Origin of the sequence: Pedobacter sp. Leaf250, assembly GCF_920984735.1 — a bacterium.
Lineage (GTDB): Bacteria > Bacteroidota > Bacteroidia > Sphingobacteriales > Sphingobacteriaceae > Pedobacter.
In genome coordinates, this window is sequence record NZ_CAKLBU010000031.1 from 1 (window position 1) to 23,875 (window position 23,875).

Sequence of the window (23,875 nt, forward strand, 5' to 3'; positions counted from 1 at the left end):
GCCTATAAGATAAGAAAACAAAACAACAAAAACAAATTTAAAATTCTGATAATCAGATGTTTATGATGATAATTCATTAATTAAAAAACAAAAAAAGTCGGAAGAAAAATCTTCCGACCACGACTAAGTTTATAAGCTCCTCTTTTTAAATTTTTCTTTTGCAATTAATGTTATTGCTGCAATTTTATTTCGCCCAAATCGGTAGTGGCACTATCTTTTACGGCAACCTTTTCAATTAAGGTATCTTTGTATGGCGCATTCGCTCTTATTAAAATGGTGTAAACGCCTTCTTTCAAATTGGTAAACGTAAATGCACCCTGACTTATCTGTGCTTTAAGCGTATCCGTTCCCGCCACTAAAGAAACGTCGGCAACAGCGTCAGCCGGACTAACTCTCCCAACAATTCCACCAACTTTTATAAAAGAGAATGCTAAAAAGAATATAGTTGATAACATCAATGCGGTTAAAAATACACCTAGCTTTTTCATATTAATTATTTTAGGGGATGAAAATATAAATATCAACCGTTAAACAGTTGTATCAGAAAAATTGTTTGTCGCAGATTTAGAACACTGTATTATCTCTTAACGCTTATTTGTCTGAATTTTTGTACATGATATTTAAAGTTTGTTTAAAATAGTGCCCTGAAAACGTTAACAGATCGTTAAAACAAGATTAGAATGTAACATATCCATAGTGTTAAACAGACACGAAGTCATGTTTTCGTCATGAAACATCCCTAGTAAAATTTTTGGCAATAATGTTGTAATAAGCAGAACATATATGCGTTTTGTATATACTTTAGAAAAAGATCTAAAGCTTCCTCCGCGGATTAGTTACCCGCAATGAGGATTTCTTCATAAATAGTTTGTTTGGTTTATTATCCGGTCAGAGGAGCCCTCCTCGACCGGATTTTTTCTTTTAAAGGGTTTTTCTTTTACATTTGATTTGATCGTTAAAAAATTTAGTGTGAGCCATTCTATTAAAAAAATTGCCATTGTAGGTCCGGAAAGCACAGGAAAATCGACCATGTCGCAACTGCTTGCAAAATATTATAAAGTTTCTTGGGTACCAGAGTATGCCCGCTATTATTGCGAAAACTTAACTGCACCTTATACCTTACAGGATGAAGTAAACATGTATTACGGCCAGGTAGCTTTGGAAGATGCCATTTTAGTAACAACTGAAAATGATTTTATTATTTGCGATACCACCTTTGTTACGGTAAAAATTTGGAGCGATGAAATGTTGGGCGAAACACCTCAATTGGTTCTGGATGCTTTACCGAAAAGACCTTATGATCTTTATTTGTTAATGGACATTGATTTGCCATGGCAGGATGATCCGTTAAGGGATTTCCCCAACCAGCGTGAATATTTTATGGAAGTGTGGCATAAAGAACTTAAAGCGTTAAATGCAAATTATAAAATAATTAGTGGAATAGGCGATGTTCGTATTCAGAATGCAATAAAAGCGATTGATGAATTTTTAGGTTTATAGTTTTTGAAAAGCAATTGCTGTGGTTATTGGGTCAAATTGTTCCCGCCCCCGCTTCTGCCACAATGAAAAATTGTGGGCATCTCGCTATGGTCGGGTTTAGGTGGCAACATAGTTGTACAACCTTAAGTTAACTAAACCCGATTAAAATGAAAATCCTTTTTATATTTTGAAAGTTACTAACCCAAATAAGCAAAATGCCATTAGGGTTAGTAACTTAATTATAAAAAGATTGTAATGTAAGCAGGGCAGAAATTGACTGACAAGGAATAAAAATTGCTTTTCAAAAAAGATTATCTGACATTTTAAAACAATCTTCACATATTTTTCTACATTTGCCCCATCATTAGGGGTGCCTTGTTTGTTATAAACACAAAAACGGGCTGAGATCATACCCATTTTAAGTAAAAAGTGAAAAGTAGAAAGTAAAAAGTTTGGATCACGCAAACTTTCAACTTTTAACCCTCAACTTTTAACTTGAATGCACCTGATCCGGGTAATGCCGGCGTAGGGATTGGAGTTATGGAAGTTTAACTGAAATCGGGAGTACCCCTATTTCCGATGGGTTTAACTAAAAACAAAAACATTGAAAAATTTACTTTTTGCAGCTCTTGTTGCAATGTTGCCTTTCTTCGCATGGGCACAAAATTCGGTTACAGGAAAAGTAACGGATAACAATCAAAACGCTTTACCTGGCGCAACCATTAAACTTAAAAACCAAAAAACATCGGTTATTAGCGATGCCAACGGCAATTACACTTTAGGCAATTTGGCTAATGGGAATTATACCGTTGTGGTAAGTTATGTAGGTTACAGGTCTCAGGAAAAATCAATCAATCTAACTGGCAATGCAAGTTTAAATTTTGCCTTGGTACAGCAAAATTTTCTGGCTGATGAAGTGGTGGTTAGCGCTACACGGGCTTCGAAAAATTCGGCAACCACTTATCGAAACATGGATAAGGAAGAGTTGGCGAAAAATAATTTAGGTCAGGATTTACCGTATTTATTAAACCAAACGCCCTCAGTTGTGGTAACATCTGATGCGGGCGCTGGCGTGGGCTACACAGGTTTACGCATTCGAGGTAGTGATGCAACCCGCATTAATGTTACCCTAAACGGTATTCCGTTAAATGATGCCGAAAGTCAGGGAAGTTTTTTTATTAATTTGCCCGATTTGGCATCATCAGTTGATAATATCCAAATTCAACGCGGCGTAGGTACATCAACAAATGGAGCCGGTGCTTTTGGCGGTAGCTTGAATATTCAAACCACCACACGTAGAGATTCTGCCTATGCTGAACTGAACAATACTTTCGGCTCTTACGATACCTGGAAAAACACAGTAAGTGTAGGTTCTGGCTTAATTGCCAATAAATTCACTTTTGACGGCCGCTTATCCAGAATCAAATCTGATGGATATGTAGATCGTGCTTCTTCAAATTTGAAATCATTTTTTGTTTCGGGTGCTTATTACGGCAAAAAAGATATTCTTCGTGCCAACGTTTTCAGCGGAACTGAAAAAACCTACCAGGCCTGGAATGGCATTAGCGAAGATATGCTGGTTACCAACCGCAGACACAACGATTTTACCTACGATAACCAAACCGATAATTATCAGCAGGATCATTATCAATTATTCTACACCAGAAACATTACCAATCAATTGGTAGCAAATGCCGCCCTACATTATACTTATGGAAGAGGTTACTACGAAGAATACAAAGAAGACCGTAAATTATCGGATTATGGAATTCCAGCTGTGGTATTGGGTGGAGTAACACAAAATACTTCCGATTTAGTAAGAAGGCTTTGGTTGGATAACGATTTTTATGGTGTAACCTACTCCCTAAATTATACGCCTCAAAACAACCTGAATTTTGTATTGGGCGGTGCTTACAATGAATATAAAGGAAAACACTTTGATGAAGTAATTTGGGCACAGTTTGCCAATTACGATGGCAGTGGATCTATCCGTCACAGGTATGATGATAATGATGCTTTTAAAACAGATTTCAACATTTTTGGTAGGATGAATTACCAGGTTGATCAGTTTAACTTTTTTGCTGATTTGCAGTATAGAAGGGTATATTATTCTTATTTCGGGATTGATCCAAATGGCAACCCGGGACAACAAAATGCTACGCTAGATTTCTTTAACCCGAAAGCAGGTTTAACTTATAATTTCAGTGATAAGAGCAACGTTTACGCATCAGTTGCTGTTGGAAATAAAGAGCCTAACAGAAGGGATTTCACAGATTCAAATATCAATAGCCGTCCAAAACCTGAACATTTAACCGATGTAGAGGCAGGTTATCGTACACAATTTTCCAATATTTCTTTAGGCGTTAATGGTTTCGCCATGTTTTACAAAGATCAGTTAATCAATACTGGAAAATTAAATGATGTTGGCGGACAAACACGTCAAAACGTTCCTGACAGTTATAGGGCTGGGATCGAAATTGATGGGAGATGGCAGATTGTTAAAAATCTATCCTGGGCGGCAACGGCCACCTTCAGCAGAAATAAAATTAAAGACTTTACTGAATTTATTTATGATGATGCAAATGGCGCCTTAACTACTTTCAATTATAGCAACACAAATATTGCTTTTTCTCCATCTATCATTGCATCAAGCGAGATTAATTACAATGTATTATCAAATGCAAGTGTGGCGTTTTTAAGCAAATACGTAGGCAAACAGAACCTGGATAATACTTCGGCTGATTCGAGAACGCTCTCTAGTTTCTTTGTTAACGATATTCGTTTGAGTTACAATACACCATTGGCTGGAATAAAAAATGTGGGCTTAAGCTTATTAATCAATAATGTTTTCAGCACTTTGTATGAAAGCAATGGCGGCACTTATCCTTATTTATACGCCGGAGATTTAAGCAGATCTAACTACTACTATCCACAGGCCACCCGCAACTTTTTGTTGAGTTTGAATGTGAAGTTTTAAGGGCGAGCTTAAATTCATTACATTCGTCATAGCGAGGCTCGAAGCAATCTCATTCGCTAAATAGATTGCTTCGTGCCTCGCTATGACGATTTTTTTTTATAACCATTACATGAAATACATCGAAAAACTTCAATACATTACCCATGATGTACCAAATTTCCCTCACATTGATCAAGTGCAGTTGGCTTGCGAGGCAGGAGCAAAATGGATTCAGTACCGTTGTTTAACCAAAAGCAACGAGGAACTTTTAGCCGACATTAATGCCATTGCCGAAGTTTGCGATGACTGGGGTACAACACTAATAGTAACCGATCACATTCATTTAAATGGCAAAGCTGATATTCAAGGTTTTCATATTGAAGATATGAATGCCGATTTTACCGCTTTGAGAAAATTAGTTGGCGATGATATTACTTTAGGAGGTTCTGCAAATACAGCCGAAAATATGATCCGTTTGGCTAATGAAGGGGCTGACTATGTTGGCTTAGGCCCATTTTCTACAACCGAAACCAAGCCAAATAATTTTCCGCTTTTAGCTGCTGATGACTATTCTTCTATTATAAACCAACTTAAAAAACTACAAATAGATATCCCGGTTTTAGCTGTTGGCGGAATTAAAATTTACGATGTAAAGGCTTTAATGCAAACGGGCATCTATGGCATAGCTGTTTCAGGCGCAATTTATTCTGCTGATGACTTTATCGAGGCCTATCAGGACTTCTATGATTTGGTGAAACTTTAATCTTAAACTTGATGCTAGCTACTTGATACTTTAATTTTTATCTTCGCAATATGTCATCACATCACATTGTAAAAGAAAAACAAGAGCCAGCTTTATATATCGATGATCTTGGAAATTTTAATGAAGAATTACTAGGTCAGCTTTTAGAGTGGAGCCCAACCCTTTTGGTTAATGGAGAACATTACGATAAAATATTCTCGCTGGGTTTAAAAGTTGATGTTTTGGTTAACGGAAGCAATCAAGATGTACAGGAAGACACCAAGATTATCCAAGGTCCGGTTGATGCTTTGATGGTGGCTATAAATTATCTATTCGAAGAAAAATATCCTGCCGTAAATGTAATTAGCCGTAAATTTGATTTGGAAAAATTTGCGGGTTTTGAAGATCAGATTAACATTGTAGTCTTTACGGAAAAGGCCAAACACTACCCTATAAAATCTGGATTCTCTGTATGGAAACCAGCTGGAAGTCAGTTTTTAATTCACGGCAATCGTTATCTGGAAGTAACCAATTTAATGCAAAATGAAGAGGAAGTTTTCGAAGTGGTTGATGATGGTTTTGTTGAGTTTACTTTTTCAGGACTGCCAATTTTCGTTAGTGAACCATTATGATTACGATTAGAAAAGCCAAAGAGCAAGACATAGAAATTATCAGGGATATTGCCGCAGCAACATGGCCGGCTACCTATCTCGAAATTATTGGGCAAAATCAAATCGATTACATGCTCGAGAAAATGTATAGCAAAGGGGAGTTGCTTGGACAACTGTTGGAAGGGCATATCTTTTTAATTGCCGAGGATAATGAAAATCAATTTGGTTTCGCTGGTTACTCAATTGTTGATCATGAAGAAAGAACCTACAAACTGCACAAACTTTATGTTTTGCCTTCAGCTCATGGAAAAGGTGTTGGAAAAATCTTGATTAATGAGGTTTTCAATCAAGTAAAAGATGCCGGAGGAGCTGCACTGCAACTCAATGTTAATAAACACAATAAGGCTAAAGACTTCTATTTAAAAGGTGGTTTCACCATAAAAGAATCCGTAAAAATCGATATCGGTGGAGGTTATTTTATGGATGATTATGTAATGGAATATCGGTTTTAGGCTTCAATACTTAACGGTCGTCATTGCGAGGCACGAAGCAATCTTAACACAAAAGCAAATCCAATATTGAGATTGATTCGTGCCTCGCAATGACGATTTTGTAATCCTACTGCTTCAACTTCGGAATTCTTGTTGGCGTATCCGTTCCGTTAACAATTGAAGTTGCACTTTTAGCAATGGCCTTTATGGTTGCTAATATATTCTCAACATCCAATGTGCTATATTCATCTTTCACAGTGTGATAAAATTTATCTATATCAATTTGATCTGTACTAATCGTATGTGCCGGAACACCTAGTGCTGCTAACGTTGCATTATCGCTTCTGTAAAATAAATTTTGTTCGGTGTATGGATCTGGATGAAAAGTGAATTCTGTACCAGCTAAATTTTTCTGCAAAATTTTTCCGAAATCAGACTTGTCGTAACCAGTGATGAACGCTGTATTTTTACCGAATTTAGAGTCTTTTCCAATCATTTCAATGTTGAACATCGCCACTACTTCATCAGGGTTTAACTTACTGGAGAAATACTTTGCCCCATAGCCGCCAATTTCCTCAGCGGTGAAAGCCACGAAAATTAAAGTGCGTTCATTATTCTTTTGCGCCTTGTAGTATTTGGCCAAAGCAATCATTGCCGTTGTCCCGGAAGCATCATCATCTGCTCCGTTTGCAATGCTATCACCATTAACAGTTTTTATTACGCCTAAATGATCGTAATGACCTGAAAAAACCACCAATTCTTTAGCTTTTGATTTTCCCGGAATTATTCCTGCAACATTAAACAAAGGCATTTTAGAAACCTTGCCTTTTAAAGCTACAGTAAAATCGTCGGCCTTATTGGCACCCAAAACAAAAACCTGAACCGCAGATTTTCCAGCGCCCATATCCTTTTCATCTAAAGTAGCAGGTTTATCAAAATAAGCTTTGTAGCGCTTAAAATTTTCAGCAAACTTCTCATCTACCAAAATGATTTGATTTTTGCCTGCTGAAAGCATCGATCTGAACTGGTTTACAAATGGCTTTTCCGGATCCAGCGTTACCACACTTGCATTGGATTTATTTAAAGTGATGTTTTCTTCATTTGCACCGGCGAGGATTACATTTTCGGCAGCCATATCTTTACCATCAATCTTAATGGCTTTACTCACATTGGCCACTTGATATTTGTAAAAAGCCTGGCGGAAATTTTTCTCTCCGGCTAGCGGCTGTAATCCAATCTTTTTAAATTCAGATTCGATAAAAGTGGCTGCTTTATCAATTCCAGGAGAAAATGTTGCACGACCTTGCATCTCATCGCCACTTAAAGTTTTGATCAGATGATCGGCATATTCTCTGGTGATAATTTTATCGATATTTTGAGCATTTACCTGTAAACCTGCCATCCCGACAAGTGTAACTAGCAATAATTTTTTCATTTTATATTTATTAAGTTATTATTTAGATTTTACCTGCGAGTTTAACCAATTATCTCTAAAAGTTTGCATGGACGGCGTTAAAGTTCCCCCAGTTTTTTCGATGGAAACAATTTCCATTACCGGATTTTCTGCAAATGTTAATTTAGTCGATTTATTTTCTCCGCGATATTGATAATTAATTTCTACCACATCGCCAGGTTTGTGCGATTTGGTTACTTGATCAACAATTGATGCATTTGTGGCAGCTTGCCCATCGATACTTAAAATAACGTCGCCCATATCTAAACCTGCTTGATAGGCAGGTGTGCCTTGTAAGGTTTGCGTCAATGTAACTTTACTATCCGCTGGATTAAAATTGCCAAAACCAGCATACGCTTCTCCTGGCTTTGCTTTACGCAATACGAAACCAGCATTTATAAGCAGTTTAGTGTAATCATTTTTCTCCTTCCCGTAGATGTATTTAGTGAAGAATTCTTTTGCAAACGCTTCATTCTTTGTCAGCGAGGCCAATGTTTTTTCCAAATCTGGAACCGTATAAGCAATCTCTGGTTTGCCGTAAGCTTTCCATAATGCCCTCATGTAATCATCAAGTGTAAGTTTAAATTCCGAACGCAAACGGAGATCCAAAGCCAAAGCTGTTGCAGCGCCATACGTATAATAGGAAAGGAAAATATTTCCTTTATTGGTTTGGTCGATTGCCACACCCGCATCCGCAAAAACGGCATATCGGCTGGCTTCTATCGGCGAAAAATTTTTGGCGCCTGGCGAATTTAAAACTGCATTAACCATTCCGTTAAATGCCTGAACAGAATTATCAACGGTTTTTAACCCTGCTCTTGTTAAAAGCAAACCTCCATAATATTGCGTAAAACCTTCAGCAAGCCAAAGTTCATCACTAATGTTGGAATGCTCGAAATTAAAAGGCTCCAAAGTTTTTGGCCGCAAACGCTCAACATTCCAGCTGTGGAAATATTCGTGAGAGAAGGTTCCCAGTAAATTTGATTCATAGCCTTCAATTTTCTCGGTTCGCTGAACAATGGAAGTACTATTTCTGTGTTCCATGCCATCGCCGGCATTTGTAGGATACACATCTTCCAAGAAGTAATAATTGCCGTAATCATAAGTTGGAAAATCGCCCCAAACCGCATAATGTTCATCAACCATTTTCTTCAGCATTGCTGCATAATGATCAATGGCTGCTTGCGTATCGTTTGAATGTGCAACCAAATGTATGGTTTGCACTTTACCATCATGATTTTTAACTTCCCATTTTGCGGTTTTGTAATCGGCAATTTCTATCGGGCTATCCATAAAATACTGGAAATTTGGCGCATAAAATATACCATTGCCCATTGGTTTTAGCTGTGTAGCCACTTTCCAGTTTTGTTTATCGGCATATTTAAACTGCACCAACCGTGGTCGGCCATCCATCCCGATAGGAAATGCAAAAGTTGCAGGAATATTCATGTGGGCATGGGTTTCATCGAAACCCGCATAAGTGCCGTCAATCCAGTTGCCAAATAAAGTGTAGGTGATTTTTACATTGTTTCCATGTGATGGAATTTCATATACATCGCCAGCAGATTGCTTAACTATTAAAACTTTGCCGTTCGCATCAAAAGCTTTTAAATTATACACGTTTTTACCAAATTCATGCGTAGCATATCTTCCAGGAGATGACCTGCTCATGCGCACCTTTAAATTTCCGGTTGGAACATTTGGGATTTGCATGGTAATTTCAGCTTCGTGATGAATGGCATTTGGAAAAGAAACCGTATAACTGATTTCATTTTGAGCAAAAGCACCGAGCGACAAAACACTGAATAAAGCAGCGCCTAAAATTTTCTTCATAAAAAAGGATTTGGATAGCCGAAAAGTACAAAAAATGTAAGAGTTAAGATGTAAAATGGTTGATGGAATGAGGGATGGAAGAGGTAAGATGGAAAATGGAAGATGGACTGAGGAACATAAGAGGTATGATTTAAAATGGATGATGGATTGAGGAACGTAAGAGGTATAATATAAAATGGATGATGGCCTAAGTATTATCGTTATGCGGTTAAAATCATGCATTTTCTATTCCTTATTTCCCTTTTCCATCTCCCATTTCCATTTTCCATCTTCTATTTCCCTCACTCCTTATCCCAATCGTATTTTTCCAAATCGCGGTAAGCCTTGCCTTTGATAATTTCCTTTTGTTTAGATGATTCTGCATCAACCCGGGTTTCGTGAATATTATCGGCGACTTCAAAATGGAAATCTTTATCTTTTTTAGATTGATAAATTGAAATGTCATCAGTATCAGAAGTGGCAAAATCGTAAGGACCGCGAGCGCTCATCAGTTTTACGAAAACAGGTAAACACTCGAAGAAAATAAATAGTAAACCAATAAAAGTTACTGCAATGGCCGTATTATCATCTTTTGTTCCATCAACATTAAATTTCAATTGCCCCAAGGCCCAGTTACGGTCGGCAAAACCCGCTATATCGGCAAGACTATCGAGTTGCTTTTTAGTGTATAATTTCTCATTAAACAATCCATCAAACTCCTTACGTTTATCTACAAAGACTTCAGATTTATTAATGTTGGCCTTTAACGAATCAAGCTCGGTTTCGCGTTGCTTAATCTCTGCTTCCTTGCGTTTGGCATAAGGACCATAACCCATTACGCCAGAAGTTTCCGTGGTTTTGTTCCCGAAAATTTCGAAGTTTAATTTTTGTCGATCGGTTTTAATGCCCTTTTCCAACGAATCTCTGGTGGCTTTTTGCTGATTTAATCGACCAAACTCTACCTGATATTTCTTTTCAAATGCTTTATTTAGCGTATCAATTTTTGAACGTTGACCGTTCAGGTAACTCACTTTCAGTCGCTCTTTAATTTCCTTGTCGAAAATTTTCAATTCGATTGGGCGTGAAATTACCATACCAATCATAATGGCCAATAAAATACGTGGGGTAGCTTGTAAAAGTTGCTTATTGGTACTGGCGCTTTTATTAATACTGGCCACAATGTACCGGTCCATATTAAAAATGGCTGCACCCCATAAAAAGCCAAAGACGATGGCAAAAATTATAGCCAGATCATCACCTTTAAACACAAAATACATGGCATATCCACCAGATAAGGCAGCAAATAAACCCGTAAAGAAAATGGTGGCACCAATGCCAGTATATTTATTTTGTTCTGTAGGATACTTTTCCAGTGTCGGGATGTGAGCGCCAGAGCAAAACCAAAAGAAACGGTTCAGTTTGTCCATTGTAAAACTTTATAATTAAACGCCTAAGGGTTTGATATGTTACAGAACTAAATGAAAATATATGACTCCAGTTTGTTGATAGTAGTAAAATCGATTTTCTTATATTTGCACAAATACTTTAACAACATGAAAGAAATATCAGTACAAGAACTAAAAGAGAAAATTGACAATAAAGAAGATTTTCAATTGATCGATGTTCGTGAAACATTCGAATATGAGGTTTCTAACCTTGACGGGGAAAATATTCCATTGGGTGGGATTTTAATTGAAGCTGATAAAGTTGCTAAAGATAAACCTGTAATTATTCAATGTCGTAGCGGAAAACGAAGTGCTGCTGCAGTAATGCAATTGGAAGCACAATATGGTTACGAAAATTTATATAACCTAAAAGGTGGGATTTTAGCTTGGCAAGAAGTTTATGATCCAAATATGCCGGTTTACTAAATGATAGTATGAATGAGTTTTGAATGAGTGAATGTAAAACACAATACTTATTCAAAACACATTTTTTTTAAATTAGGCGATGGTCTCAACATTCACTAATTCTCTCATTCAAAATTCAATCATTTTATATTGTGGGTAAAAAATTCGCTTTAAATATCTTTTACAACCTGGCTATTATCCTTTCTATTTTAGGAATAGTTTGGTGTTATAATAATCACAAACCACTTCCGGGTGGCTTTTTGGTTGGCGTTGCGGCTTGTTTGGTTTATTTCAAATACCAGCTGATGAAAGATTTACGCAAAAATTTTAGAGAAAAAGATCAGAAGTAACTCCTTCTAAACCTAATCCAGGTAGGTTTTTTAGAACGTATTTTCCATCTACAAACTCTGGATCGCTAAAGGGATTATTTTTGGTTAACCAAGGGCCATCTAAATCAGCCCAATTACATAGTGGTGCTAAAGCAACAGCAGCCAGGGTAGCACAACTCGTTTCGCTCATGCAACCAATTAATACTTTCATACCGAAAGACTGAGCTTTCAAAATCATTTGATGCCCTTCATACATCCCACAACTTTTCATCAGTTTTACATTAATGCCGTGGTAGGCCCCTTTTAGTTGATCCATATCAGCTAATCGTTGTACCGCCTCATCGGCTAATAATGGAATCGGGCTGCGTTCTGTTAGCCAGGCATTGCCATCCAGATCCATTTTATCCATAGGTTGCTCAATGAGAACAACGCCTTGGTTGTGTAACCAATAAATTAAATCGATGGCTTTAATCCGATCGCTCCAACCTTGATTTGCATCAACATAAAGTGGCACATCGGTCATGCTGCGAATGGTTTCGATAATTTCTCGATCATTATCCCTACCCAATTTTACTTTAATTACCTTAAAATTTTCTGCATCTTTAAGTTTCTCCCGAATCACTTCGGGAGTATCAATACCGATGGTGTAAGAAGTTACAGGCATTTTAGATGGATCGGCTCCATAAATTTCGAAACAAGGCTTATTTAAAATTTTGCCATTGATATCGTTCAGTGCAATATCGATTGCCGCTTTTATTGCTGGCTGCCCAGGCGCAATACCATCCAAATAACCAATAATCTCTTCAAAGTTAAACGGATGTTTGAATCGACTTAAATCTACCTGCTTTAAAAAAGCGGTGGCAGTTTCATAACTTTCGCCCATGTAAGGCACCATTGAGGCTTCGCCATAGCCAATAATGCCATCATAATCTACTTTTAAAAGCATCAATGGCGTACTGGTACGGGTAAACTTAGAGATGGAAAAAGGGTGCTTCAACTCTAATTCAAACTGCTTGCAACTAATCTTCATTATCAATCGTCTAATAATTAAATAGGGCGGATATCGTCTTAAAACTTAGTTATCGGAGGAATAAAACATTTGGCTATATTCATCCTATGACTACTAAATGCGCTATTCTATGAAAAACATTTCAAGATTACGGTATTTTATTTATTTATCCCTAATAATTTTAGGGGGATGTACCACAGGAAAAAATGCCTTACAAAAAGGCGATTACGATGCATCGGTTTCAAAAGCCGTGAGCAGATTACAGAATGCTCCGAAAAACAGTGAAGCCATGCAGGTTTTAAAAACAGCTTACGATTTGGCTTTGAAAGATCATTTGCGAAGAATTAACGAAGCTAAAATGTCAAACGATTTGTTTAGATGGGAATCGATTATGTACGATTATCAGAAGATCAATCAATTGGCAGACGATATCAATAGCTGCCCGGCATGTTTAACCCTCGTACCTAATCCATCGAAATACATTAAAGAACTTGCAGATAGCCGTTACAATGCTGCCGTTGCCAGGTATAATTCTGGAGTGGCTTACTTAAATGAACGCAACCGCTTAGCTGCAAAAAAAGCCTATTACGAGTTTGAAAAAGTGCAAAATCTTCAGCCGAATTATAAAGATGTAAAAGCTAAAATGGACGATGCCTACTGGGCAGCAGTAACCCGTGTTGTGGTTCAACCCATCATTTTAAACGGAGGGCCGTATAAGCTAAGTGCTGATTATTTTCAACAACAGATTGATCAGTTCATCAGCAGCTATTCCAGAAATAAGTTCGTAATATTTTATGGCGAAGAACAAGCTACTCAACAGAAAATTGTTCCCGATCAGGTTTTGAGTTTAAATTTTGATGATTTCATTGTTGGCCAAACTTATGTTAAAGAAAGGGTTGAAAGACTGAAACGCGACAGTGTAGTAATTGGCGAAACACGTGAACGTAAGCCTATTTACGGAACCGTACGGGCAACTTTGAGTATTTTCGAAAAAAATATTTCTTCTTCTGGATTATTGGACATGAGCATTATGGATTGGCAGAGCAAGAAAGTTGTTCGCCAGCAAAAGTTTCCAGGTACTTATGTTTGGAGAGACAGTTGGGCAAGTTATAAAGGTGATGACAGGGCATTGGATAAAAGCCAGTTTGCCATGACCAGAAGAAAGGAGATTTTGCCACCGCCGCCGAGTGCGCTGTTTTTAGAATTTACCAAGCCGATTTATAGTCAGCTCGTAGATAACATTAGCGGATTTTATAATAATTATTAAAGAAAAAATGATCGGTGCAATCACAGATCATTTTTAATTTTGGTCTACATGGACACAGAAAATGCTCATAGTATTTCCGCCTTAAGATCGCCAGTCAAGCTAAGGATGACGACCGGTCATGCAAAATGCCAAACACAAAGGTGTATGAATGCTGAAACATTAAGTAATCCCAACGTTAAAATAAATCATCGCTGATAAGCCCTAAAAATATAATGGCTAATATTGTAGTAATGAATACTGGCTTATACAATCCTTTTAAAAGTTTCGATTTTTTATACAAAAAATGCTTTCTAAGTGGCAACACTTTTAACTCTCCTGTACTTCAGGTTCCATTGATTCCGAAATGGTTATTGGAACAAGCAGGATTAACTGGCGATGAACAAATTCAGTTTTTGGATGAAAGTATTCGTTCGTACAACACTTTGGTGATACCAGTGAACAGCGAAATTAATGAGCAGTTTCTAAATCCATTAGAAGCGAAGATCGAAACTGCTTTTGCCGTAGGCTATGATGCTGTTTCGGCTTTGCCAGAATTGGATTTATTTAACTGGATTGGCAAATTTTTGTATGGCTTTGTGTATATCGAGATGCATTCTGCCTTACGCAAAGAGATGACCGCCGATGGTTTGAATATGTCGCAATCTTTGATGATGAAGTTCGCCAATTTAAACTTCATGATGCAGAATTTATACACCAGCATCGAATTTGAGGATTTTACTCCATGGTCTATCACTGTTGTAAAGCTAGAAAATGAGGAAACGCCTTTTAGCTTTCGCGATGAAATTAATACCTTAACTTTTTCTTTAAAAATGAAGGATTTTGGTATTGTGGCTTGTTTACAGGATAACGGAACGAATAAACGATATCACCAGGAAATTATTAATGAGGTAAAAAATAAAGCCTTAACGGCAGAACAGTTTGAGGAATTAACTGCTCGTTTTTATTACTCGGCATACCTTTTTAACCGCTTACCAGAATATACATTTATGCCTGTTGAAGGCATTACCTATATTGAAGCTATGCCACTTCGTGGAAACATGACCAAGCCTTTGTTCGATGTTTGGCAGCACAAAATTTATGCACAGGTGTTAGAAAATTTTTGGAAACCCTGGGGTTATGTGAAATTCGAAATTATTAAAGATCCTGATCGCCCAATGAGTTTTTTTGAGAAACCTTGTTTACCTGCCGCAGGCTAATTACATTCCGAGTTTTGCTCCAATAATGGCAAAAAAGTTTTGGAGGATACCCGGAACAAAAATAATGGTAAAAATTAATCCGGTTAAGGCACCAAAAAAGTGTGCGTCATGGTTGATATTATCCCTCGAATTTTTGGAAGCATAAGCACAATAAGCTAAATAAATTCCGCCGAAAATTACCGCTGGAATGGAAAAAGGCAAAAATAAAATGCCAATTCCAGCCATTGGATTAAATAAAATGAAGCTAAATAACACGCCACTAATTGCACCCGAAGCACCTAAACTGTTGTAATGGAAATCATCTTTATGCCTAAAAACAGTTGGAAGATCACTTAAAATCAGGGCAAGAAAATACATTAATCCAAATTGCCAGCTTCCCATCATTTGTTCCAAAGCAAAACCAAAAGCATAAAAAGTAAACATGTTGAAGAAAAGGTGCATCCAATCGGCATGAATTAAGCCGCTGGTGATTAAAGTGTAAACATTTTTCCCCTTCGATACGCTGTACGGATGAAGCATAAATTTGCCGTAAAGGCTTTGATCGTAGAAAGCGTAAAGGCTCGTAACAATAGTAAATACAAATATGATCGATGCTACAGGAGCTATGCTAAGGTATTCCATTTTTTTATTTTAAGTTGAGCTTTACATCTGTTAACAAACGAGCTATTGGGTATCTGTTGTGTGTTTTCTCGTAATAATCAGAATTTTTATATACAAAATCAAGTTGAGCTGCACCATTTTTGGCGAACTCCGCATCTGAAGCCTTCTTGGCCTCTAATTTATTTTTTAAGTCTGGATTATTCTTCAGTAATTCTGCAGCAGTATCTTCAAAAACATAAGCAGAAAAATGTTCTTTCATATCCAAAATGGAATCGAAAAAATTCCAGTTGAAATAAGAATCTGTAGCTTGTGGCTCAAGGGTTTCTACAATAAATCGATTTGTTTTTTGGTTTACATAAACTACAAAATCGCCAGCATAATATTGCAACGTATTTTGTACAGGATTAACGGCTACGGCAGAATGTAAATAATGCCCTTCATAAGGGCGGGTTGCAGTTTTAAAATCAGTGATGTAATAACTTTCTACAGCAATTTTAGCATCTGCTTTTAATTCATCAACCTTAACATTATTTAGCTTAAGTAGCGTAATTACCTTATCCCAGGCCTTCGGAATAATATAAGCTAAAGGTTTTTGTACCGAAACTGCTGGTTCGTAATTGTTCCATTCTTTAATGGTTTTGGTAAACGGCTTGGTTCGGTCATAAAATAAGCGATCGGTTCCGCTTACCTCACTTGGCTTTTTACCTGCCTCAAAACCCTTGAAAGGCAAGTCGTTTGCTATGGATTTATTTAGCTTCCAGGCCAGGGGAAATTCTTGTTGAGCAGCCACAAATTCGTCTGCTTTGCGTTTGTTTTCGCCAATAATTTTGGCGTCACGCTGAACAATATCGATGTAGGTTTGCAACAATTTGTAAGTGGCATCTACCCGTAAATCGTACGATTTTAGCATGTGGCTTTCTGGCATAAAACCAATGGTATTGTGCAGAGTGGTATAACCCGTAGAATAGCGTGGCGATTCGATAAAACCCGCAATTCCACTTTCGGGTATTTCGCCAAAAGAGTTTACATAAGGAATCATTGGATAACCTTTTTTCTCCATACCAACATATAAATCAGGCACCAACGTTTTGGTTAAATAGCCTGATAGAATGGAATTCAGCTTATCTTTTTGTGTTGGAATTAGCGTCATCACATACTGGTAATCGGCACCATTACTGGTATGTGTATCCACAAAAATTTCGGGCTGCCAGGTATTAAAAATTAACTGAAAAGCTGCAGAATTTTTCGAATCGGTTTTAATAAAATCACGATTTAAATCTAAATTTTTACTGTTGCCACGAAAGCCATAAGCTTTGGGCCCGTTTTGATTTGCCCTTGAAGTTGAGGTTCGGTTAAAGCTTCCATCAATATTATAAACGGGAATAATGCAAATCACCACATCTTTTGGAAGTTGACCAGCTTTCAATAGATCTCTTGCTAACATCATCGAGGCATCAATTCCTTCTGGCTCGCCAGGATGTATCCCATTGTTAATCAGCAAAATTCTTTTATTGCTTTTTCTAATTGTCGCAGGATCAAAAACCTTATCTCTAGATAAAACCAATAAATGAAGTGGCTTGCCAAAATCGGTACTGCCGTAGGTTAAAAGTTTTGCTTGAGGATAAGTTTTAGCAATGTTTTCGTAATAGGCTATAGCCTCATTGTAGGTTGCTGTTTCAGTTTTACCACTATTTTCGAAAGGTGTTTTTTGAGCCATTGTTTTTAAAGTTAGGAATAGAAAACAAATGACAAACAAATTTCTCATGCAAACAGATTTAAAGAAAATGAATAAGATTTAGAAAAACTTACGGTACGCTTTAATATTCCCGAAGAAATATTTTACGCCAATACTATACACATTAAAAGTATCAGGATCGTAGTTTTTAAATTTTGTAGAAGGATCATTGTAACCATCCAAACCTTCGCCAAATGTGAAATTGCTTTGGGCGTTAAAGTTGATTACATAGCGTACATAACCATAGCCATCGTTTAGGTAATAATTAAAACCCAAATTTACGGGAACTAATAAATTAATGCTTTTATCTTCTCCAGGAAATGGACCATAACCCGGATCAAAAGCTGCCCAACTTGGTTTGTAGCGTACAATATCGGTAATGTTATTACTAATTGCACCCACGCCAATCCCGGCATATAATCCTTTAACTGCTTCTAGAAAAGGCCTTCTTTCGTAAGGAATAAATTCGCCCAGATGCAGTTTCAAATTTGCAGTTATGCTGGTATATTTATTAATAAACTGCCGGTTATGAGGGTCGGTTACAATATCTCCACCCTGCACCATTCCGTATTGCGCTTCTACACCACCAGTTATAAAAGGTGTAAAGTGATAATTGATTTCGCCTGTTGCTGTATAGCCCCAATTTCCATCAACAACATCAGTTTTCGAATAGTTTGCACCACCGCCTAAACCCCACGACCATTTAAAATAATTCGATTGAGCAAATGAAATGGTAGCCAAAAAAGAAAATAAAACAGTCAGGATTGTAGCCTTGAGCAGGTTAAAAGTCATATCGTTTTTTTACAAAAATAATATGTTTATTGAATATCTATAACTTTTACCTTTGATTTATGAGCAATTACATAAACTTTAACAATTCTTTATCGCATAGATTTATTAGATATGCCAAAATTGATACGCAATCTGATCCAAATTCTTCCACTTGCCCATCAACAGAAAAGCAAAAGAATTTAGGAAAATTATTGGTTGAAGAATTATTGGAAATAGGCATTACTGATGCTGATATGGATGAAAATGGATATGTTTATGGTACTATTCCAGCTACGAGTGATAAAAACCTGCCAATAATTTTCTTTTGTTCGCACATGGATACCTCACCAGATTGCAGCGGGGAAAATGTGAAACCAATTATTCATGATAATTATCAAGGAGAAGATTTAATCCTGCCGGATGATAATAACATCGCCATAAAACTTGCCGAACATCGCGATTTAAAGCAACAAATTGGAAATGATATAATTACCGCTAGTGGTACAACTTTATTGGGTGCTGATAATAAAGCAGGTTTAGCCGAAATTATGGAAGCAGCAGCTTTTTTGATGAACAATCCTGAAATAAAACATGGCACCATAAAAATCCTATTTACCCCTGATGAGGAAATTGGAAGAGGGGTTGACAAAGCCAATCTCGAAAAACTGGGCGCTGATTTCGGATACACTATCGATGGTGAAACCTTAGGATCAATTGAAGATGAAACATTTTCTGCTGATGGCGCAACACTAATCATCAACGGCGTGAGCACTCACCCTGGTTTTGCCAAAGGTAAAATGGAAAGTGCCATCAAAATTATTGCAGATATAATTGCTGCTTTACCTAAGGATGATTTAACTCCGGAAGCAACACATCAAAAAGAGGGCTTCATTCATCCTGTAAGTTTTGGAGGACAAGTGGAACAAGCAGAAGCGCAATTTATTATCAGGGATTTTACCGATGAAAAACTAACAGAACATGGATCATTCCTGGAGGAAACGGTTAAAAATGTGATTAAGAATTATCCGCATTCCACTTACACACTTACCGTTACGCCGCAATACCGAAACATGAAACAAGTGCTGGATAAACATCCGGAAATAGTAAAATACGGAATTGAAGCAATAGAAAGAGCTGGTGTAGTGGCTAAACAACAAAGTATCCGTGGCGGTACTGATGGTTCAAGGTTATCTTACATGGGTCTACCTTGTCCGAATATTTTTGCAGGCGAACATGCTTTCCACAGTAAGCAGGAATGGGTGAGTATTCAGGATATGGAGAAAGCGGTGCAAACCATCATTAACATTGCCATCATTTGGGAAGAAAAGAATTAGTCAGGAGTCCGAAGTTTGCATTGAACCTGCAGACTTCGGACTAAAAATTCCGGTTCAAAAAGTACCTTGTCCTATATCCAGCCTACTTATCTTCCCATCTTTCCCAATCTGGAACTTAAAATAGGTTTTAAAGTCTCCCCATTGGTCGGAATGGAAATTTCCGTATAAATCTAAGCCATTATTTTCTACTTTATCAATACTGGTAAAACGCTCATGACCCAAAGCTTTTTTAAAGAAATTATTGAATTGAAGCTGATTGCCATCATCGTAGAATTTAACATCTGTAGCAAACAACGGAAACCAAGCTTTTTCATCGCCTTTTTGTAAGGCGTTTATTGCGGCTTTAACTTTTGCATTCGATAATTTTGAGAGATCAACAGGCATGATTTTTTGATTTTGTTTTTGTTGTGCCATCGCAAAAAACGATGTCACCAATAAGAATGATAAAAATAGCGCTTTCATCAGCTGATATTTTTAGCCAGCGGATGTTGCAAATAAATAATCAACAATGATAATAACAGAAAAGGCAATTCGATTGCAACGCCCTTTAAACGCTCTGCCGATGCTGCTGTAGTTTCATTTAAATGGAAACAAATAATAAGCAGAATGCCAGCAGCTGTAATAAAATTACCCCACAAAAATGTTTGTGGTATTACAACCATAATCGCCCCTAAAATGGTGGCTGCACCAATAACCATCATTCCGTTTTTCCCAACATTCCATTTGGCAAACATTTCCATCATGGCTGGTTTGCCAGAAACCATTGCCCAACCCTGTTTTACTCCCATATAAAGCGCAACCAGAATTAATACAGAACTCAGAATTTTTGAAGCCATAATTTAAAATTTCCTAAATAAAGGGTTACAATAGGGAGGATGAATCAAATTTAATAAAAATTGTTTCTAAACCACGGCTAAATTGTTACTTTTAAAATGTAATGATAACCCTCGAAAACGATTACCTAAAAGTAAGTATAGCAGCAAAAGGTGCAGAACTTCAAGGCCTGTATAGCAAAGAAACCGAAATAGAATATTTATGGAATGCTGATCCAGAATATTGGGCAAAATACAGCCCTGTTTTATTCCCGATTGTAGGTTCGCTTAAAAATGATCATTTCAATTATAAAGGCAAAACCTACAATTTACCAAGACATGGTTTCGCCCGCGACCATGTTTTCAAAGCAGCACAAATAAGCAAAACTGAAGCTGTTTTCACGCTAACGCAAAGCGAAGAAACGCTCAAGGTTTATCCTTTTCAATTCGAGCTGAAGTTAATCTACCGGTTAATTGATCGGAAATTGAGTTTAACTTACGAGGTAATCAATACAGGTAAGGATGAGCTTTTATTCTCTATTGGTGCACATCCGGCTTTTGCAGTTCCAAATACACCGAATACCAGCTACGAGGATTATTATTTAGCCTTTAATACAGATGAAAAGCTAACCTATTGGAAGTTAGATAATGGATTGGTAGCCAATGAAACGGAAAGCATTGACCTAAATGGCCATAAACTCAATTTAAAGCACGATTTATTTTATAATGATGCCTTGGTTTTTAAAATGCTTCAAAGCAGTTGCATCAGTTTATTGAATACCAAAAACGATTACGGCTTGCATTTCCATTTTGAAGATTTCCCTTTCTTCGGAATTTGGGCAGCAACCGATGCGCCATTTGTATGCTTAGAACCTTGGTGTGGTGTGGCAGATGGCGTAAATCATAACCAAGAACTTAAGCAAAAAGAAGGTATTATTTCTTTAGCACCCAACAAAAATTGGGAGCGTTTCTGGGAAGTAGAGTGTTTTTAGGTTTTTCCTCGGCCGTCATCCTGAATTTATTTGGGAATCCTAATGCAGTACGAATATTTCTTTCGCTTTAAAATCCCCGCATATGCAAGGATGACGGATAATGAAAACACGAACCAGTAGAAAAAATCTTTAAATCCTTACATCCATAACCTTACCATTTTTTCTACTGCTTTCTGCCATAAAACCCATAATGTGGCTTTCTATAGATTCATCAATAGTCGATGTGAGTAAGGCCGGATTTTGCTGTGAAACTGCCTGAACAAAATCTCTTACTAAAAGCCAGTCTCCACCACCATGGCCACTATTTTTATAACCATCAACATCTTCTGCTTTAGGTACAAATTTGGTTTCTTGCCGGGTTTTAAAATCATGCACCACCAATTCGGTCATGTCGCCAACCATATCGCCCATCGATCCCATAATACGCGTTCTTCTATCGTGGTACGAGGTAAAAGCTTCCATCGAAAAATTTGCGGTAACGCTATCGCTAAACTGAATGCTGGTTACATAATGATCTGGCTGATCGTTATCCATTTTATAAACACAACGACCGTAATTTGTGGTCTTTAACTTCTCTAACACCGCAGCTTTTCTATCAGTTGTACCTTCGGGTATATCCAAAACCGATGTTCGCGAATTCCGATCAACATATTCCTTAAGGGCCGAATATGGGCAAGATCGTTCTACTGCACAACCATCAGTACATCTTGCTGTACTTCCTTCCGGAGCATTTTCTTTTTTGAACCATTTCAAATCGCCCATGGCAACTATCCGCTCTGCTTTCTTGTTAATTATCCATTTCATGATATCCAGATCATGACAAGATTTTGCCAAAATAATGGGCGTAGTTTGCTTAGAATTATGCCAATTTCCTCGTACATAAGAATGTGCCATGTGCGTGTGTTCAATCGGTTCAAAATGTTGAATGCTAATCACCTCGCCTATGGCTCCTTTTGCTATTAATTCTTTCATTTTCACAAAATATGGCGCATACCTTAATACATGGCAAACGGCAACTATTCTTCCCGTTCTTTTCGCCAAAGCTAAAATAGCCCTGCATTCCTTTTCTGTTGGCGCAATGGGTTTCTCCAGCAAAATATCATAGCCCATCTTTAGTGCCTGCATACAGGGTTCGTAGTGCAAATTATCGGGCATGGAGATTATAATAGCATCTGCCATCTTGGGTTTTTTAAAAACATCTTCCCAAGTGTTGAAACGATTTTCATCAACAATTTTATGTTTTTTGGCGTATTTTTCGTTCCGATAAGAGATAGGTTCTGCAACGCCAACTATTTTGATTTGATCGGGAAAACCGGCCGCAAAATTTCCGTAAACCGTTCCTCTGTTTCCTGCGCCACACGTAATTGCTGTAATGGGTTTAGCCAAAGGTTTATGCAAAGGATTATCGCCTATCCGATAACTGTAAGAATTTTCGGCCAGTCGGGCAAGTACATCAGTGCTTACCACGGTAGCGCCTAAACTTATACTTAAGGTTTTCAGTAAATTTCTGCGGTTCATATTTTTGGTTTGGTTAGGTTGGTCTATTTATTCAATTTCATTACAGCTAAAACAGGTAGGTGATCAGATGCATAAGTTTCGTTGATTACCTGATGTGAAATCACTTCAAATTTATTTCCTTTTTTAAATGCGATATGATCGATGGTATGTTTAGGATTAATAACCGGAATGGTAAAGCCACAATCGGTACAAGTCCTGGTAAATTGTTGATCAAAAATTTTAATGGTTTCAGAAGCTGGATTGGCATTCAAATCTCCCGCCAGGATGAACGGCAAAGTTTCCCTTTCCATTAATTTATTAATTTCTTTGACTTGCATGATCCTGTTTTCTTCCAATCGTTGAGCATCCAAATGTGTAGAGGCAAAACGAATTTTTCTACCATCGGGCATTGTCGCGGTGGCAACTCCTAGCACTCTTGGTTCAGCTTTCGGGTCTTTGTTATTTGGGAGTTTATAGGTTTGCGGATCACTCAGTGGATATTTTGATAATATAGCCACGCCATAATCCCCACCATCATGATCTATGGCTTTAAAGAAATAAAAATTCATTTTTAGCTTGCTGGCCAAAAGCACCGCCTCATTAATACTTCCCGATCTTTTTGTGTTCACATCAACCTCCTGCAAAGCAACTAAATCTGGCTTTTGTGCTTCAACAGTTTTAGCAATTGCATCCAAATCGATTACACCTTCTTTTGCTTTCGATGGTGGGTTGGCATGATGAATATTGTAGGTTAAAATGCGAATAACACCCGGATCATTGTTTACAATATGTGTTTTAGGTGAGCAGGAAAAAAGTAAAGTGGTAAGCAGTAATAAGTATATAGGTTTTATCATGATTTTGTTAGGATGAATTGCTTATCGAATTTATAAAATAAAACCAATTGAAAGAAATTGTAATATATTTTTTATAAAAAGAAAC

The 23,875-nt window shown here is 37.3% G+C and carries 23 protein-coding genes; 11 read left to right on the forward strand and 12 right to left on the reverse strand.

Annotated elements, in window-relative coordinates; translation table 11 throughout:
- Positions 1–170: 170 nt before the first annotated feature.
- Complete coding sequence (locus LUA91_RS19595; RefSeq protein ID WP_231427806.1) at positions 171–488, reverse strand: carboxypeptidase-like regulatory domain-containing protein; 318 nt, start codon at positions 486–488, stop codon at positions 171–173.
- A 481-nt stretch (positions 489–969) separates the two neighbouring features.
- Between LUA91_RS19595 and LUA91_RS19600 the strand changes: the two genes are divergently transcribed.
- From LUA91_RS19600 to LUA91_RS19620, 5 genes are all read left to right on the forward strand, one after another.
- Entirely contained in the window at positions 970–1,500 is a 531-nt protein-coding gene (locus tag LUA91_RS19600) for an AAA family ATPase (protein WP_255717839.1), read from the forward strand.
- A gap of 583 nt (positions 1,501–2,083) precedes the next feature.
- The gene (locus LUA91_RS19605; protein WP_231427807.1) at positions 2,084–4,456 is read left to right on the forward strand and encodes a TonB-dependent receptor; all 2,373 of its coding nucleotides are present in this window, start codon (positions 2,084–2,086) and stop codon (positions 4,454–4,456) included.
- 109 nt (positions 4,457–4,565) lie between these two features.
- Positions 4,566–5,198: a thiamine phosphate synthase gene (locus tag LUA91_RS19610; protein ID WP_231427808.1), complete on the forward strand. Its 633-nt coding sequence runs from the start codon at positions 4,566–4,568 to the stop codon at positions 5,196–5,198.
- Between the two features lie 50 nt (positions 5,199–5,248).
- A complete protein-coding gene (locus LUA91_RS19615) occupies positions 5,249–5,809 on the forward strand; it encodes a thiamine pyrophosphokinase (RefSeq protein ID WP_231427809.1) in 561 nt (186 codons plus the stop codon).
- Positions 5,806–6,300 carry a GNAT family N-acetyltransferase gene (locus LUA91_RS19620; RefSeq protein WP_231427810.1) on the forward strand — a complete coding sequence of 165 codons (495 nt, stop codon included), beginning with the start codon at positions 5,806–5,808 and terminating at the stop codon, positions 6,298–6,300. The genes LUA91_RS19615 and LUA91_RS19620 overlap by 4 nt, the downstream gene beginning before the upstream one ends.
- Before the next feature lie 106 nt (positions 6,301–6,406).
- Here the strand turns inward: LUA91_RS19620 and LUA91_RS19625 are convergent, their stop codons facing one another.
- The 3 genes from LUA91_RS19625 to LUA91_RS19635 form a co-directional block, all read right to left on the reverse strand.
- The gene (locus tag LUA91_RS19625; protein WP_231427811.1) at positions 6,407–7,714 is read right to left on the reverse strand and encodes a M20/M25/M40 family metallo-hydrolase; all 1,308 of its coding nucleotides are present in this window, start codon (positions 7,712–7,714) and stop codon (positions 6,407–6,409) included.
- 18 nt (positions 7,715–7,732) lie between these two features.
- The gene (locus LUA91_RS19630; RefSeq protein WP_231427812.1) at positions 7,733–9,565 is read right to left on the reverse strand and encodes a M61 family metallopeptidase; all 1,833 of its coding nucleotides are present in this window, start codon (positions 9,563–9,565) and stop codon (positions 7,733–7,735) included.
- Between the two features lie 281 nt (positions 9,566–9,846).
- On the reverse strand, positions 9,847–10,971 hold the full coding sequence (locus LUA91_RS19635) for a DUF4407 domain-containing protein (protein WP_231427814.1): 1,125 nt from the start codon (positions 10,969–10,971) through the stop codon (positions 9,847–9,849).
- A gap of 126 nt (positions 10,972–11,097) precedes the next feature.
- On the opposite strand from LUA91_RS19635, the gene LUA91_RS19640 reads away from it, so the two are divergent.
- The gene (locus LUA91_RS19640; protein WP_231427815.1) at positions 11,098–11,415 is read left to right on the forward strand and encodes a rhodanese-like domain-containing protein; all 318 of its coding nucleotides are present in this window, start codon (positions 11,098–11,100) and stop codon (positions 11,413–11,415) included.
- Between the two features lie 131 nt (positions 11,416–11,546).
- On the forward strand, positions 11,547–11,744 hold the full coding sequence (locus LUA91_RS19645) for a DUF6358 family protein (protein WP_231427816.1): 198 nt from the start codon (positions 11,547–11,549) through the stop codon (positions 11,742–11,744).
- Here the strand turns inward: LUA91_RS19645 and LUA91_RS19650 are convergent.
- The gene (locus tag LUA91_RS19650) at positions 11,722–12,753 is read right to left on the reverse strand and encodes a dipeptide epimerase (protein WP_231427817.1); all 1,032 of its coding nucleotides are present in this window, start codon (positions 12,751–12,753) and stop codon (positions 11,722–11,724) included. The genes LUA91_RS19645 and LUA91_RS19650 overlap by 23 nt on opposite strands.
- A gap of 109 nt (positions 12,754–12,862) precedes the next feature.
- Between LUA91_RS19650 and LUA91_RS19655 the strand changes: the two genes are divergently transcribed.
- Both LUA91_RS19655 and LUA91_RS19660 read left to right on the forward strand, forming a co-directional pair.
- Complete coding sequence (locus tag LUA91_RS19655; protein WP_231427818.1) at positions 12,863–13,999, forward strand: hypothetical protein; 1,137 nt, start codon at positions 12,863–12,865, stop codon at positions 13,997–13,999.
- Positions 14,000–14,211: 212 nt separating this feature from the next.
- Positions 14,212–15,195, forward strand: coding sequence for a hypothetical protein (locus tag LUA91_RS19660; RefSeq protein WP_231427819.1), 984 nt, complete (start codon positions 14,212–14,214; stop codon positions 15,193–15,195).
- Here LUA91_RS19660 and LUA91_RS19665 read toward each other — a convergent pair whose 3' ends face one another.
- The 3 genes from LUA91_RS19665 to LUA91_RS19675 all read right to left on the reverse strand — a co-directional run bounded on the left by LUA91_RS19665 (position 15,196) and on the right by LUA91_RS19675 (position 18,322).
- Positions 15,196–15,816 (reverse strand): rhomboid family intramembrane serine protease, encoded by a 621-nt coding sequence (locus LUA91_RS19665; RefSeq protein ID WP_231427820.1) that lies wholly within the window; start codon positions 15,814–15,816, stop codon positions 15,196–15,198. It lies immediately after the preceding gene.
- Between the two features lie 4 nt (positions 15,817–15,820).
- Positions 15,821–17,512 carry a M14 family zinc carboxypeptidase gene (locus tag LUA91_RS19670; protein WP_231427821.1) on the reverse strand — a complete coding sequence of 564 codons (1,692 nt, stop codon included), beginning with the start codon at positions 17,510–17,512 and terminating at the stop codon, positions 15,821–15,823.
- A 78-nt stretch (positions 17,513–17,590) separates the two neighbouring features.
- Positions 17,591–18,322: an outer membrane beta-barrel protein gene (locus LUA91_RS19675; RefSeq protein ID WP_231427822.1), complete on the reverse strand. Its 732-nt coding sequence runs from the start codon at positions 18,320–18,322 to the stop codon at positions 17,591–17,593.
- A gap of 59 nt (positions 18,323–18,381) precedes the next feature.
- Here LUA91_RS19675 and pepT point away from each other — a divergent pair, with 59 nt between their 5' ends.
- Positions 18,382–19,635, forward strand: coding sequence for a peptidase T (pepT, locus tag LUA91_RS19680; RefSeq protein WP_231427823.1), 1,254 nt, complete (start codon positions 18,382–18,384; stop codon positions 19,633–19,635).
- Positions 19,636–19,689: 54 nt separating this feature from the next.
- On the opposite strand, the gene LUA91_RS19685 is transcribed toward pepT, so the two are convergent.
- Together LUA91_RS19685 and LUA91_RS19690 are read right to left on the reverse strand one after the other, a co-directional pair.
- On the reverse strand, positions 19,690–20,097 hold the full coding sequence (locus LUA91_RS19685) for a hypothetical protein (RefSeq protein ID WP_231427824.1): 408 nt from the start codon (positions 20,095–20,097) through the stop codon (positions 19,690–19,692).
- On the reverse strand, positions 20,097–20,471 hold the full coding sequence (locus tag LUA91_RS19690) for a hypothetical protein (RefSeq protein ID WP_231427825.1): 375 nt from the start codon (positions 20,469–20,471) through the stop codon (positions 20,097–20,099). Before LUA91_RS19690 ends, LUA91_RS19685 begins: the two co-directional genes overlap by 1 nt.
- 101 nt (positions 20,472–20,572) lie before the next feature.
- Here LUA91_RS19690 and LUA91_RS19695 point away from each other — a divergent pair, with 101 nt between their 5' ends.
- Positions 20,573–21,439 carry an aldose 1-epimerase family protein gene (locus tag LUA91_RS19695; protein WP_231427826.1) on the forward strand — a complete coding sequence of 289 codons (867 nt, stop codon included), beginning with the start codon at positions 20,573–20,575 and terminating at the stop codon, positions 21,437–21,439.
- A 129-nt stretch (positions 21,440–21,568) separates the two neighbouring features.
- Here LUA91_RS19695 and LUA91_RS19700 read toward each other — a convergent pair whose 3' ends face one another.
- Positions 21,569–22,957 (reverse strand): Gfo/Idh/MocA family protein, encoded by a 1,389-nt coding sequence (locus LUA91_RS19700; RefSeq protein WP_231427827.1) that lies wholly within the window; start codon positions 22,955–22,957, stop codon positions 21,569–21,571.
- Between the two features lie 23 nt (positions 22,958–22,980).
- The gene (locus tag LUA91_RS19705) at positions 22,981–23,790 is read right to left on the reverse strand and encodes an endonuclease/exonuclease/phosphatase family protein (RefSeq protein ID WP_231427828.1); all 810 of its coding nucleotides are present in this window, start codon (positions 23,788–23,790) and stop codon (positions 22,981–22,983) included.
- Between the last annotated feature and the right edge of the window lie 85 nt (positions 23,791–23,875).

What these genes read in the sequence shown, in the direction of transcription:
- LUA91_RS19630 (WP_231427812.1), bottom strand. Translation starts at nt 9,565, where the DNA reads ATGAAGAAAATTTTAGGCGCTGCTTTATTCAGTGTTTTGTCGCTCGGT.
- LUA91_RS19665 (WP_231427820.1), bottom strand. Translation starts at nt 15,816, where the DNA reads ATGGAATACCTTAGCATAGCTCCTGTAGCATCGATCATATTTGTATTT.
- LUA91_RS19625 (WP_231427811.1), bottom strand. Translation starts at nt 7,714, where the DNA reads ATGAAAAAATTATTGCTAGTTACACTTGTCGGGATGGCAGGTTTACAG.
- LUA91_RS19655 (WP_231427818.1), top strand. Translation starts at nt 12,863, where the DNA reads ATGAAAAACATTTCAAGATTACGGTATTTTATTTATTTATCCCTAATA.
- LUA91_RS19675 (WP_231427822.1), bottom strand. Translation starts at nt 18,322, where the DNA reads ATGACTTTTAACCTGCTCAAGGCTACAATCCTGACTGTTTTATTTTCT.
- LUA91_RS19620 (WP_231427810.1), top strand. Translation starts at nt 5,806, where the DNA reads ATGATTACGATTAGAAAAGCCAAAGAGCAAGACATAGAAATTATCAGG.
- LUA91_RS19650 (WP_231427817.1), bottom strand. Translation starts at nt 12,753, where the DNA reads ATGAAGATTAGTTGCAAGCAGTTTGAATTAGAGTTGAAGCACCCTTTT.
- LUA91_RS19615 (WP_231427809.1), top strand. Translation starts at nt 5,249, where the DNA reads ATGTCATCACATCACATTGTAAAAGAAAAACAAGAGCCAGCTTTATAT.
- LUA91_RS19610 (WP_231427808.1), top strand. Translation starts at nt 4,566, where the DNA reads ATGAAATACATCGAAAAACTTCAATACATTACCCATGATGTACCAAAT.
- LUA91_RS19595 (WP_231427806.1), bottom strand. Translation starts at nt 488, where the DNA reads ATGAAAAAGCTAGGTGTATTTTTAACCGCATTGATGTTATCAACTATA.
- LUA91_RS19695 (WP_231427826.1), top strand. Translation starts at nt 20,573, where the DNA reads ATGATAACCCTCGAAAACGATTACCTAAAAGTAAGTATAGCAGCAAAA.
- LUA91_RS19670 (WP_231427821.1), bottom strand. Translation starts at nt 17,512, where the DNA reads ATGGCTCAAAAAACACCTTTCGAAAATAGTGGTAAAACTGAAACAGCA.
- LUA91_RS19635 (WP_231427814.1), bottom strand. Translation starts at nt 10,971, where the DNA reads ATGGACAAACTGAACCGTTTCTTTTGGTTTTGCTCTGGCGCTCACATC.
- LUA91_RS19690 (WP_231427825.1), bottom strand. Translation starts at nt 20,471, where the DNA reads ATGGCTTCAAAAATTCTGAGTTCTGTATTAATTCTGGTTGCGCTTTAT.
- pepT (WP_231427823.1), top strand. Translation starts at nt 18,382, where the DNA reads ATGAGCAATTACATAAACTTTAACAATTCTTTATCGCATAGATTTATT.
- LUA91_RS19700 (WP_231427827.1), bottom strand. Translation starts at nt 22,957, where the DNA reads ATGAACCGCAGAAATTTACTGAAAACCTTAAGTATAAGTTTAGGCGCT.
- LUA91_RS19660 (WP_231427819.1), top strand. Translation starts at nt 14,212, where the DNA reads ATGGCTAATATTGTAGTAATGAATACTGGCTTATACAATCCTTTTAAA.
- LUA91_RS19640 (WP_231427815.1), top strand. Translation starts at nt 11,098, where the DNA reads ATGAAAGAAATATCAGTACAAGAACTAAAAGAGAAAATTGACAATAAA.
- LUA91_RS19705 (WP_231427828.1), bottom strand. Translation starts at nt 23,790, where the DNA reads ATGATAAAACCTATATACTTATTACTGCTTACCACTTTACTTTTTTCC.
- LUA91_RS19685 (WP_231427824.1), bottom strand. Translation starts at nt 20,097, where the DNA reads ATGAAAGCGCTATTTTTATCATTCTTATTGGTGACATCGTTTTTTGCG.